11 protein-coding genes and 2 pseudogenes are annotated in these 11,869 nt (G+C 41.1%); 8 read left to right on the plus strand and 5 right to left on the minus strand.

The genetic code is table 11. From position 1 onward, the window contains the following. The first annotated feature begins 556 nt into the window (after positions 1–556). The 3 genes and pseudogenes from Xinn_RS18280 to Xinn_RS18290 all read left to right on the plus strand — a co-directional run bounded on the left by Xinn_RS18280 (position 557) and on the right by Xinn_RS18290 (position 2,014). Positions 557–1,165 (plus strand): phage tail fiber protein, encoded by a 609-nt coding sequence (locus Xinn_RS18280; RefSeq protein WP_244590254.1) that lies wholly within the window; start codon positions 557–559, stop codon positions 1,163–1,165. A 142-nt stretch (positions 1,166–1,307) separates the two neighbouring features. Next, a pseudogene (locus Xinn_RS18285) lies at positions 1,308–1,568 on the plus strand (type II toxin-antitoxin system RelE family toxin). Between the two features lie 71 nt (positions 1,569–1,639). After that, positions 1,640–2,014, plus strand: a complete 375-nt coding sequence (locus Xinn_RS18290) for a helix-turn-helix domain-containing protein (protein WP_086953063.1) — start codon at positions 1,640–1,642, stop codon at positions 2,012–2,014. Between the two features lie 67 nt (positions 2,015–2,081). Here Xinn_RS18290 and Xinn_RS18295 read toward each other — a convergent pair whose 3' ends face one another. Further along, positions 2,082–2,807, minus strand: a complete 726-nt coding sequence (locus Xinn_RS18295; RefSeq protein ID WP_244590255.1) for a phage tail protein — start codon at positions 2,805–2,807, stop codon at positions 2,082–2,084. Positions 2,808–4,100: 1,293 nt separating this feature from the next. Between Xinn_RS18295 and ghoS the strand changes: the two genes are divergently transcribed. Both ghoS and Xinn_RS18305 read left to right on the plus strand, forming a co-directional pair. After that, positions 4,101–4,400 (plus strand): type V toxin-antitoxin system endoribonuclease antitoxin GhoS, encoded by a 300-nt coding sequence (gene ghoS / locus Xinn_RS18300; protein ID WP_086953065.1) that lies wholly within the window; start codon positions 4,101–4,103, stop codon positions 4,398–4,400. A 389-nt stretch (positions 4,401–4,789) separates the two neighbouring features. After that, positions 4,790–5,080: a hypothetical protein gene (locus tag Xinn_RS18305; RefSeq protein ID WP_211286035.1), complete on the plus strand. Its 291-nt coding sequence runs from the start codon at positions 4,790–4,792 to the stop codon at positions 5,078–5,080. Positions 5,081–5,197: 117 nt separating this feature from the next. On the opposite strand, the gene Xinn_RS18310 is transcribed toward Xinn_RS18305, so the two are convergent. Together Xinn_RS18310 and Xinn_RS18315 are read right to left on the minus strand one after the other, a co-directional pair. Next, a complete protein-coding gene (locus Xinn_RS18310; protein ID WP_086953066.1) occupies positions 5,198–5,632 on the minus strand; it encodes an META domain-containing protein in 435 nt (144 codons plus the stop codon). Positions 5,633–5,655: 23 nt separating this feature from the next. Continuing rightward, on the minus strand, positions 5,656–6,651 hold the full coding sequence (locus Xinn_RS18315) for a 2-hydroxyacid dehydrogenase (RefSeq protein ID WP_086953067.1): 996 nt from the start codon (positions 6,649–6,651) through the stop codon (positions 5,656–5,658). A 280-nt stretch (positions 6,652–6,931) separates the two neighbouring features. Between Xinn_RS18315 and Xinn_RS18320 the strand changes: the two genes are divergently transcribed. Next, positions 6,932–9,577, plus strand: a complete 2,646-nt coding sequence (locus Xinn_RS18320) for a YdbH family protein (RefSeq protein ID WP_086953068.1) — start codon at positions 6,932–6,934, stop codon at positions 9,575–9,577. Positions 9,578–9,636: 59 nt separating this feature from the next. On the opposite strand, the gene thrS is transcribed toward Xinn_RS18320, so the two are convergent. Beyond that, a complete protein-coding gene (gene thrS / locus Xinn_RS18325; protein WP_086953069.1) occupies positions 9,637–10,821 on the minus strand; it encodes a threonine--tRNA ligase in 1,185 nt (394 codons plus the stop codon). 357 nt (positions 10,822–11,178) lie between these two features. Here thrS and Xinn_RS18330 point away from each other — a divergent pair, with 357 nt between their 5' ends. Together Xinn_RS18330 and Xinn_RS18335 are read left to right on the plus strand one after the other, a co-directional pair. Then, positions 11,179–11,388 carry a YnbE family lipoprotein gene (locus Xinn_RS18330; RefSeq protein ID WP_086953070.1) on the plus strand — a complete coding sequence of 70 codons (210 nt, stop codon included), beginning with the start codon at positions 11,179–11,181 and terminating at the stop codon, positions 11,386–11,388. An 11-nt stretch (positions 11,389–11,399) separates the two neighbouring features. Then, positions 11,400–11,720, plus strand: coding sequence for a YdbL family probable chaperone protein (locus Xinn_RS18335; RefSeq protein ID WP_086953071.1), 321 nt, complete (start codon positions 11,400–11,402; stop codon positions 11,718–11,720). 55 nt (positions 11,721–11,775) lie between these two features. Here the strand turns inward: Xinn_RS18335 and Xinn_RS18340 are convergent. After that, positions 11,776–11,869: pseudogene (locus tag Xinn_RS18340) on the minus strand (IS5/IS1182 family transposase); the annotation flags it as partial.

Raw genomic sequence — 11,869 nt, forward strand, 5'->3', positions numbered from 1 at the left:
AATTCGGGGCTGAAACTTCTTTTCATCATGTCACCTGTTGAATTGTCGAAGTGAGAATATCACCTCTATAACGGTGACCAAAATCATTGGACCACATCAAAATGATTCTGTTGGCTAAAGGTTGTTCCACAAACGTGACATTTAAAGGGCTTTTCGCTTGTATGCTTTCGCTCATGCGTTGTTAAATTATGCCGATATTTAAAGGCTTTTTTGCAATCGTCAAAAGTACAGCGATAAGGTTTATCGCCTTTACAGGTTCGCTCATGTTCATCAAACACAGCTTTGTAAGAGAACGACTTATTACAAATGTAGCAGATATATTCCCTAGGCATAAAATCTCCGCAAAGAAAGTATATTTAGTTACTTAATAAGTCTATCGCCACCAAATGACAATCGAATAATTCTTAACCATTATCTGCTTGCTAAAACTAAACACAATATTCCTTTACCCATTCAACCCTCGGGATTTTACAGTTACACGCCTAATTCACATCAGGATGAAGCGTGGGGATCTTTCATTAAACTGCGCTGGAATGACGGAAACCAGCAGTATTTAGTGTTTCCTAATTTTGGTACTGATGCGATGCGGATTGTCCGGTATATCAGTGGCGATAGCTGGGCAGACTATACGATCTGGACAACAGGTAACACTACTGTTGATGGGAGCGGCTATCTCAAAAAAGCCTCCCCCATCATTGAAATCCACCCTGACGGCGACTTTACCACTAACGACGAATCCGAAGGGGCTACCGTCACGAAACGGGACACCGGTCATTATCAGGTTACGGGTGTGCTGGGTTATAATGCCGATAAAGCGTGGGGGATTCACGGGGGTATCTCCTCGCCGAAAAACAACAACGGGCTGGAGCTTATCTACATTGATGACAAAGTGAACAAGGACGGCAGTATCACGATTGAGACGTTCCACCGTCAGCACAGCCACTTACCGACACGTTTTCAGAACAAGCGTATCAAAGCCCTGATTGACGGGGAGAAGGTGTACTATCAGGATGGTGAACCGTGTGATATTCCCGAAGGTTGCCGGTTAGACGTCCGTGTCCAGATGCTGGAGAACTCGGTGTGGAACCAGCGGCAGAAAGCAGCGGCGGAGGTAGTTGCTGATAATGAGCCACAGGAACAGTCAACACATCGTTCTTTAGATTAAAAATCCCTCTCATCACCATGAATACTTATCCAAATATAAGTGTTTTATTCTTAATATAAGTTTTAAATTGACGTTATAAGTATTAATACTTATGTTAAGCCCATCCTGAAAACGGAGAGGCTCTTTAAGCATTGAGAAAATGATGGTCAAAGTGATTTGGTCTAAAGCGGCAACCAAGCAGCTCATCAGGATCGATACGAGATACCAGAAAGCAATCAAAAATAAGGTTGGTTTGATGACGGGATTCCCGCTTGTGGATTTGGATATCAAAAAATTAACGGGAACAGCGGCACAATACAGATTGAGGGTAGGTGACTACTGAATTATTTTTGAGCTTTCTGGTCAGGAACCGAAGATTTTAGAAATACAGGAAGTGAAGCGGAGACAAACAAACACTTATTGACGGGCATGGCGGGTTTTCCCGCCTGCTTTTTCCTCTATTCGCGTCAGGATCAATACACTATTGGAGAGAATATGGCTGGTATCCAGTTTATTACAGATGAAAACGGCAACAAGCAAGCTGTCATACTGCCTATTGCGGAGTATGAACGCTTGCTGGCAGCACTGGATCGTGATGAAGATTATGTCAGCATCCCTTACACCAAAGGGGATAATGATGATGAAACCATTCCTCATGAGGTCATCAGCATGATGGTGGATGAAGAAATCACCCTGCATGCAGCATGGCGTCTATATCGGGGGTTGTCACAGACTGAGGTGGCTGAAAAATTGGGTGTCAAGCAAGCGGCGGTGTCCCAGTTTGAAAAAGCCGGACGCCCCCGTCAGGCCACATTAGAAAAATTGACCGCACTTTATGAGTGTAGGCCGACACAATTAACACTGGATTAACATCAATTCAGGCAATCCACAACAGGGGCGGATTGCCCCTGATGCAGTGAACTGCATTCATTCAGAATTAAGCAGCTCTGACTATATAGTTGAATGCTATGTTTCGTGGGCGGACACGGAAAGAGGCTAATGATGAAGCACCTTCAGGTGTTAATACATTGGACAGATATTTTCCTGACGGAGCGTATGCAGGCTCATCAAAGTCTTTAGCCATAAAATCAGTGATCTCAACCCCTTCTGCTGTTTCATAAGCATTTATTGGCGGTGAGACTAATACTCCTGTTCCTTCTTCATGGTAGTAGTAGGTATAAACCGACGGTAACATGGTTGCCTGTTGTTTAGACAGCAATTGACGTTCAGGATCAACGACACCTTTGTTATCCCAACCTCGAATGAATTCCCCCCTCAAATCAGGTAAATTTCCTGATGGATAGGCAAGCGCCAGTTTTGGATACCTTGATATATCAAATGAATCACCATTACACATTAGCCAACCCTCAGGTGGTGTTTCTGTTGGCCACGGAACAGGAACACCAACAGGTAAGGCTAACTTAGCATTATCATTTGCATTATTGGCTAGGTCGTATGCTTTTTTTATGGCTTTAGAGGTCGCAACGGTTAACTCACTGTCACTGTCTGTTTCATCACTTAAAGTAACAAATCCCGATTCTACATGAGTTGCATAGGGGTGATTGCGGCTTGCAGCGTGTTCTTCAATTGCCTCTTTAATGGCCTTTCTGACATCGTCCATTGTTGGAACGACTACGGAGCTATTACTGTCTTGAGTACTCATATTCATTCCCTCATATAATCAACAATACATATTGCTAAGTAACATGAAGGCGGTGGGATACTACTCCGCCTGTGAACATCAATAAAATGGGTTCATCAATATTGGAGAGTACGGCTTGATTATTTTTTGATAGGTAGCATGCTTTGTTGGCAGGATGACATAAAATGACAGTCGGGGAATTAATAGAATTTATTAGATGAGTGATGAATGTTGATTAAACTTTCATCTTTAGCTGATTGATATTTTTTGGCGACGTGTGAGTGGCATAAAAAGGTGTTGTGCATGATCAGGATGGTTAGAACAGCCGAAGCAGAGATGGGAGAAAATGGTCTTTGAATACCTGCTTGAACGCTTGGGGCACATATGGGGCAAAAAATTACCGCAAAACAACTTAAAGCCGCTTATAGCGTAAGTTATCTTGCGGTAATAAATTGCTTTAATGCTGATAACTACTTACTTCAACATGAAACTTACTTCTTCTCATTCAAGATTTGGCCTCTCCTGAATAAGCCTAAGTAGGTGTTTTATCTATTGATATAAAAGGGAATTTATATCATGTTCGGCAAATAGAGGACGGCAGAAATGCACCGTCCTACTACTATTTGTAGATTCAATTTGGATTAATTTGCTGGTGGAAGAACAGGTATTACTGGGGGTATAATGCATTGTATATCTGTAGGTTCTAGAATGCATACCGGGTTAGGAAATGAGGTAGCTGCAGTATTAGCATAAGTTAGCATTGGAGTTAAAATTGCTGAACTTGCCAACAGGCCAAGAAGAAGATATTTTTTCATTTTTTTCTCCGAGTGTAATGTGATTGTTAAAAGATTTATAAAGCTAATAACGTTACCTTAGCCCAAAAATAAAATACATTAACAATCATTAACAGTTGGTTAACGGATGAAAGTTAAGTTAATATCTTACCCATTTCCTGCGCGGTTCAACCGATGTCGCAAGGCATTACACCTTAATGGTGGATTTAAATTCAGGATATTAGTGTGAGGTCAATATGGAAGCCGTGCCTAAAGAGAATTGTGGTGTATATTTTTGGGATCGCAGTATAAAAATATTTTGATAATGGCTTGAATTATTTTTGTTGATTTATCATTTTATTTGATAACGTTATTATATAGAAATAGGTGGATTTTCACTCATTGATATTATTTTATTTTAATAAATATTTCCGACACTTAAATTGCCATTAATACCGAATTTCTTCTCGTTTTTCTCTCTTTTATCTGTAGAGAAAAACTGATAATTTGTCTGTTTGGCAGTCAAGACAAGGAAAGAGAAATGGCAAGTTATTTAGTGCGGGTGGAACTGTATGGCACGGGGTCTGCGGGATATGAAAAGCTACATAAACGAATGACAGGGAATCAGTTCAGTCGGTCTATACGTTTTCCCGATGGAAAGTGGCATCGTCTTCCAAGCGGAACTTATATTGGCAATTCTTCATTAGGTTCGCTTCAGCTGGCAGAAAAAATTAAATCTATTGCTAAATCTTATTCAAGTAAAGATCCCTCAATATTTGTCTGTACTTACAGCAACTGGAGCGCAGCGTTGTATATTGATAAGGATCACCCGGAAAACTGATTGATCCAGTAAATATAAAAATAGCAGTCCAAAAAACAGATCAATCTGGATAAATATTCATATAATTCAAATTAGTAACCTCATAATAAATAGTGGAATAGTATTCGATTCATTGAACAAACATATAGGGATAAATTGGTAAATTCATACCATAAGCCCTAACACCTTGACTGTGTTGCTGCCAATGTTTGTTCGATAATGAGGGAGTTGAAGAAATGAATATTGATTGGGTGTGTTATATGAAATTTTTAGGATTCTGGATTGCAGTAACGTTAATGATCGGTATTATCTTGGCATAATAAATTATTATGTTATATATTTCATGGCCTCGCTTTAGCGAGGTTTTTTTATATCTGAACAGTAACATTATTTATTGCAGGAGCTTAATTTTGGGAAAGAATTTAGCTGACTCAGATCTTAATAATATGTCTAAAGAACAGTTAATTGAAGAGGTTAAAAAGCTCAGAGCAGGGATAAGAGAGCACCGAGATTCATCCGGTCATGACCTTTGTTGGTATCATCCTGATTTGTGGGGATTACTTCCAGAATATAAACGCACAGAAATTGAAGTACCGGACTGGCCGCAGTTTATGCGTGGTTGTACTCGTTATCGCCAATCGTTAGATGAAAAATGCCCATCTGCCGTCAGAACAAAAATAGAATTCGACAACGACAAGTGAAACAGACACTCTCGCCAGTTAAGTAGTGATTAAAAGATAGATTACCCGACAGTGTACGGGTAATCTTGATTTTTTTAACATAGATAACAAAGAATAAAATAGCCTGAATTCATTGGGTTATTGAGAGGTTTTTCTCAAAGTATAAATCAGCTTGTTTCTGTTATTTTTCAGTATTAATTGCCGGTCTTTTAAACTTACTGTCGCACCCTGAGTCAAAATATCGATAATGACTTGATCCCATTTGTTGAGTTCTTCATTAACACAGAATATATTTGATCTGGTCAGCTTATTGACTATTAAAGTATTATTGTTTAATTTTCCCACCCCCATAAAATTGTTACACATTGTTCCAGAAACAAACATGTTTTTACCAAATGTGATGGACAGTTTTGTATCTTCTTTACTGGAAACATTCTCACCATTAACACTGACTAACGCAAAATTATGATGCTGCAAATCTTTGGCGGTTACATTTCCAGTAGCACTTACGCCTGTGGATTGACAGGCAGTAAGCAGCAAGGTGGCGACCACTAATGGAATCGCTCTGTTCATTTTATCTCCTGATGTTTATTACATCATCCAACCAGATTCGGGCAGGGTTCACCAGAAGTTAATTGTTGGATACTTTGTAATGTTGTTTCACTGATACTGGTTAGTGCTTCTTCTGTCAAAAATGCCTGATGGCCTGTGAATAAGACATTATGGCAGGAAGATAAACGGCGAAAGATATCATCTTGAATAACGTCATTTGATTTATCTTCAAAAAATAAATCACGTTCGTTCTCATATACATCCATACCTAATGCGCCAATTTTCTGTTGTTTTAATGCGTTGATTGCAGCAATAGAATCGATTAATGCTCCCCGGCTGGTATTGATGATCATTACACCATCTTTCATTTTACTGAACGCAATTTCATCCAGTAAGTGATGGTTTTCAGGTGTCATTGGGCAGTGCAGTGAAATCACATCAGATTCAGCATATAGAGTATCTAAATCCACATACTTCACGCCAAGATCTAAAGCTTCCTGATTTGGATAGGGGTCATGTGCCAATAAATACATCCCGAAACCTTTCAGTATTCTCAAGGTAGCGATGCCAATTTTTCCGGTACCTATGATACCTGCGGTACGCTTATACATGTTGAATCCGGTCAGCCCTTCAAGGGAAAAGTTGGCATCGCGGGTACGCTGATAAGCCCGATGGATACGTCTGTTCAGGCATAGCATTAACCCGACTGTATGTTCTGCAACGGATTCGGGTGAATAGGCCGGTACGCGGACAACCTGAATGCCCAGCTCTCTGGCGGCATCTAAATCAACATTGTTAAAACCGGCACAGCGTAACGCCAGAATTTTGATATTCATCTCTGCCAGTTCTTGCAAGACTTCGCGTCCGCCATCATCATTGACGAAAATGCAGACAGCATCTGCACCAATGGCATTTTTAGCGGTTTGTGGGCTAAGAGGAAAATCAAAGAACTCGATATGATAATCAAGGCCAAGTTTCTGGTTGAGTGATTCAAAATGTTTACGGTCGTACTGCTTTGTACTGTAAACAACAACTTTCATAACTTTATCTCCGCCATATATTGACTGTGTGGTTTTTAATTTTATTCGAGTGACTGACTGAATTTTCTAATTCATCGAGCATACCTGTTGTTTTTCAAGTCGCGTCTGTAGTGGCTTGACAAATTTGTTGCTCTTTTGTCGCTACGATGTAATTTGAAATACATTGGGTATCTGTTTTTTTGCAACCGACAACCCATAGGTATAATAAATATGCTCATAGTTTCCCATGAGATTATCATAACAGGAAGTTATATACAGACTGAAAAGAGTTCGACGATAAATGATTAGGATATTAAAAGCGCTCTCAGTAATGGTCATACTACTGATGTTATTAGTGCTGACAGGATGGTTTTCTCTTTCTCATTGGTTACCACTGGTTGCCAGTCATTGGCTGCCACAGGGTATCACTCTTTCTTTGACTCAGCCCAAATGGAGCAAAAACAAATTACGGGTTGATAGTTTATCTGTACAGGTACAAGCATGTGAATTGATCAAGATATCCGGTTTATCTGTCGGGTATTTATCCGAGGAGTGGGCCGGAGGACATTATTGGGATATTCATATTACTGATTCATATAACCAGAGCGAGTGCCTGTCACAATTACAATTGCCGGTAACGAAAAATCAGTCAGCACCGATATCCGTTGATGAAATATTATCCTCCATTCCGGCACTTAAATTGGTTATTGAGCGGGTTGTTTTTTCTCCGTGGCAGGAATTTGCCGGAAAGCTCCAGTTTGATTCATCACCTCAAAAACAAACACTTTCTTATCAGGGTAGTCAGTTAAAATTAGCCGCTGATATTACAGATAAAAAATACCTGAACGTTCATCAGTTTTTTGCAAAATTACCCGATCAGACTATTAATCTGAATGGCGGTTTTTCATTGCCATTGAATATCAATCTGTTACCGGAACAGGGCAGAATAACGGGACAATTGTCTGCCAGACAATATCCTGAACCTTTTCTGATGTTGCTGGAATGGCAGGGGCAGAGTGGAAAATTCACTGTTACTCAGGAAAATACTCAACTAGATAAAAACGATAGAAGTGAGCCGCAGATATACGCTGAATTACCGTGGTCTTTTAATCAGTCCCAATTTGTTATCCAGCAGGGTAAATGGCAGTGGCAGGGGGCTGGGCTGCCATTATCCGGGGGAGTGAATTTAATTTTCGAAGACTGGAGGAAAGGCTTTAATGGTATGCAGCTCAGTGGAAGAGTGAATCTGATCACACAGAGTGAATTTGGCAAGGGCAATATAGTTTTGTCTATGAAACCGACAACAGTTAGCTTAACGAATACGCGTATTCCTCTCCAGCTGACTGGGCAGATGAATAGTGGACAAATGATCATGGCGATGTCATTGCCGACAGTCATCACGGGTTCATTGGTCGATCCGAAAATAACATTTCAACCGGGGTCACTGTTCCGTGTTCGGGGAAAAGTTAGTGAAAATTTCACTATTAAAGAAGCTCGGTTACCTTTGGCAGGGACTTATCTTACCCGTAATGGCTTCACAGGCCGCTTACAGGCGATAGTGACGGTAAAAGAGAGCTACTGGGGAAATTTCAGATTCCATTTTGATGGTGTAGCCAAAGATTTCATACCTGATCACGGAAACTGGAACTGGCGTTATTGGGGAAATGGAGATTTACCACCACTGAAGGCTAAATGGGATATATCCGGTAAAGGAAGCTGGAACCAATCACAGATAACGATAAGCGGGCTAAATACAGGGTTTGATACTATCAATTATGGCCTTGTACAAATGAAATCCCCTCGTTTACGGCTGATAAAACCACTGATATGGCAACGTTCAGTTCCTCAACCTGAATTGTCAGGAGAACTGCAATTTTCTGCTTTGCAAACTGACTTTCGCTCTGGTGGTTTTTTGCCTCCCCTTGATTTCAGAGCAACAATAACAGGTCAATCACCGAATAATTTTATATTGAATGGTAAATTGCAGGCAAAGGGAATAGGGCCGCTGCCAATTTATGGGCGTTGGGATGGAATAAGGCTAAGGGGAGAAGCGCGCTGGCCAATGCAATCGTTGCTGGCATTTCAGACTCTAATTCCAGCGGATTTGGGGATCACTGTGCGTAGCGGGAATATCTATGCACAGGCCGCATTTTCTGCCGCAAAAGGGCAAGGTTTACGTGCTGGTGGGCACTGGGTAGTAAAAAATGCGGGAATGTGGCTGAAGGATGGGAGCATTGACGGGCTGGATTTTATATTACCTTGGCGTTTACAAGAACAGACATGGCAATTAGGTGTGACATCGCCAGTTCAATTGCGGGTTAAAGCCATCAATAGCCTGTTTGGTATGGATAATATCTCTGCGGATTTACAGGGTTTTTATCCTCCGACTGAGGCTCAGCCATTAACATTGTCCAATGTGAATATTGATATGCTGGATGGCAGTCTCGGATTAAATAGATTACAACTTCCGCAAAAACAGCCTGCTGTATTGAGTTTTAACCAGTTAAATGTGAGCAAATTATTTTATGTACTGAAAGTGAAGCAACTGGCGATGTCAGGAAAAATCAGTGGGGAACTGCCGCTGTTATTAAATGATCCACAATGGATTATTAAGCAGGGATGGGTATCTAATGATGGTGGTCTGACATTAAGGCTTGATAAAGATACTGTTGATTCAATTGGGAAAAATGATTTAACAGCAGGAGTAGCGATAGACTGGTTACGCTATTTGGAAATCAGCCGCTCTAAAGCGACTGTAACGCTGGATAATCTGGGTACTTTGGTAATGCATTCAGAGATACATGGTGTTAATCCTGTCATAGATAAAAAACGGGAAGTCAGACTGAGCTACCGGCATGAAGAGAATATATTCCAGCTATGGCGCAGCCTGAGATTTGGCAGCAGTCTTGAAGAGTGGCTGGAGAAGAATATCGTTTCACCTGAATGATCATTCGCTGATAAAAACCGGTCATTGGTAACTCAATGACCGGACATGATTTGAAACTATCATATATTTCGACAAGCCATTAATCGTTCGATCAGTAAATCTTTTCCCACATTAGAGACAGTTTTTCCACGACGCAGTGCAACTTGCTCTGTTTTCATTTCTTGCTCGCCGACAATCAGAATATTGGGGATCTTTAGCTGATGAAACCGCCTGATTTTATGCGAGACAGAGCTGTTGCTATGATCAGCCAACACTGGAAAATCAGCAGCGTTGAGCGAACAAACCAGTGCGTTGGCATAGTCGATAGCAGATTCACTCACTGTTGCGATGGCAACCGGTAGTGGATGTATCCATTCAGGCAAGGCACCCTGAGTGACTTCCAGTAACATGCCGATCCATCGTTCTATCGAGCCATATATAACTTGATGTAAAATCACCGGGCGTTCTTTCTCTCCTGACGCATTTGTATAAGCAATATCGAAGCGTTCAGGAAGGTTAAAATCCAGTTGAATTGTACCGCACTGCCACTCACGGCTCATATTATCTTTTAGCGCCAGTTCTATTTTGGGGCCGTAAAATGCACCTTCCCCGACTTGTATTTCGAAATCAATAGACTGCTCTTGGCATACATCAATTAATATCTGTTCAGCTTTCTGCCATAGCACTTTATCTCCGAGGGAAGATTCTGGCCGAGTAGAGATCCTGACTAAAAGTTGATGATAGCCGTACTGACTGTACACAAGCTTGGCTCTATTCAGAAAATGAATGATTTCTGCCTGAATCTGTGACCATGCACAAAAGACATGAGCATCATCCTGAGTAAACTGGCGCAGACGAAGGCAACCATTCAATGCACCAGAGGGTTCATTACGATGGACAAGCCCAAACTCAAACAGTTTTATAGGCAGTTCTCTATAACTGTGGACACCACGTTTAAACAATAAAATATGTGCCGGGCAGGACATAGGCTTTAATGCGTAATTCTGCATTCCTTCCTGATCGCCACCGAAAAACATATCTTCTTCGTACATTGCAAGATGACCGGAAGTCTGCCATAACTCTTTTTTCAAAAACTGAGGTGTACGGACTTCCTGAAAGCCATGCTGTTGATAAATTTTCCTCATATGTTGTTGAATATTCTGGAAGAGGCGCCAGCCGTTCGGATGCCAGAAAAGCATTCCCGGTCCTTGAGGCTCTGAATGAAACAAATCAAGCTGTTGTGCAATTTCACGATGAGTTTTCATAGTTTCTCCTGTTATGAAACTCTGAGCGAAACGCGTAAGGCTGGTAAGAAAAAACCCTCTGGCGAGTCGCTCAGAGGGTTTTTAAAATTCTGTCGAGACTACCCCCCGAACAACCTTGTGGTTTCGGTGGTGGTAGTTTGTTGAGCTGGCATAGCCAGAATGGGAATGAGTTTATTTTTCATAATGGTTAAATTTTTAGCAATATGGATAGAAAAAAGCAAGTGAAGATTAGAGATAAAATCAGATACTCAAGGGATTTCAAATTGTCTAAAGGATTTCTGTGTTTTAATACTATACCTTGTACCATAGAAGTGTCGTTGAACTGGGATGATTTGGGCTGTTAACCGGGAGTGATAAATGATAACAAAGCGTGGATTCAGGTTTCCGATGGTCATGAGTGGGATGGTATTAACCTGCATAAGCTTGGCTGGATGTGTCAGGCTGGAAGTCGCAACGCCGGATAAACCTATCAATATCAATATGAATGTGAAAATTGAACATGAAATTCATATTAAAGTCGATCGGCAGATTGAAGATATGCTTAAAAATAACTCTGACTTATTCTAAGGAGTGAGAATATGAAAAAAACAGGAGTGATACTTTGGTTGAGTCTGTTGTTTAGTTCTTTTGCGATGAGTATGACGCTGGATGAAGCAAAGCAGCAAGGTCTGGTAGGTGAAACATTCAGCGGTTATCTGGCGCCTGTCAGGAATACTAAGGATGCACTTTCCGTGGTTAAGCAAATCAACAGCGAACGGGAAAAAAGGTATGCGGAGATTGCAGTGCAAAACAATATGACCACGGATCAAGTGGCGAAAATCGCGGGTGAAAAACTGGTTAATCGTGCAGGTTCAGGGGAATATGTGCGTGGTATTAATGGCAGTTGGGTGAAGAAATAGAGCGTGCTATTTTTAGTCTGGCACGCTCTGCATATCAAACAGCGGTATTAAGAGGCTATTCAGTATTTTTTCTGCGCAGCAGTAAGACAAGGAATGCCAGATTGACGAACTGGAGACTGGTATTCAAATCTCCCTCGCAGTTCTTCCAC

Origin of the sequence: Xenorhabdus innexi, assembly GCF_002632485.1 — a bacterium.
Lineage (GTDB): Bacteria > Pseudomonadota > Gammaproteobacteria > Enterobacterales > Enterobacteriaceae > Xenorhabdus > Xenorhabdus innexi.

Bases quoted from the DNA above. Each gene is read 5' to 3' on its own strand.
- Xinn_RS18315 (WP_086953067.1), bottom strand. From the start codon at position 6,651: ATGAAAGTTGTTGTTTACAGTACAAAGCAGTACGACCGTAAACATTTT.
- Xinn_RS18295 (WP_244590255.1), bottom strand. From the start codon at position 2,807: ATGAGTACTCAAGACAGTAATAGCTCCGTAGTCGTTCCAACAATGGAC.
- Xinn_RS18330 (WP_086953070.1), top strand. From the start codon at position 11,179: ATGATAACAAAGCGTGGATTCAGGTTTCCGATGGTCATGAGTGGGATG.
- Xinn_RS18335 (WP_086953071.1), top strand. From the start codon at position 11,400: ATGAAAAAAACAGGAGTGATACTTTGGTTGAGTCTGTTGTTTAGTTCT.
- ghoS (WP_086953065.1), top strand. From the start codon at position 4,101: ATGGCAAGTTATTTAGTGCGGGTGGAACTGTATGGCACGGGGTCTGCG.
- Xinn_RS18290 (WP_086953063.1), top strand. From the start codon at position 1,640: ATGGCTGGTATCCAGTTTATTACAGATGAAAACGGCAACAAGCAAGCT.
- thrS (WP_086953069.1), bottom strand. From the start codon at position 10,821: ATGAAAACTCATCGTGAAATTGCACAACAGCTTGATTTGTTTCATTCA.
- Xinn_RS18310 (WP_086953066.1), bottom strand. From the start codon at position 5,632: ATGAACAGAGCGATTCCATTAGTGGTCGCCACCTTGCTGCTTACTGCC.
- Xinn_RS18320 (WP_086953068.1), top strand. From the start codon at position 6,932: ATGATTAGGATATTAAAAGCGCTCTCAGTAATGGTCATACTACTGATG.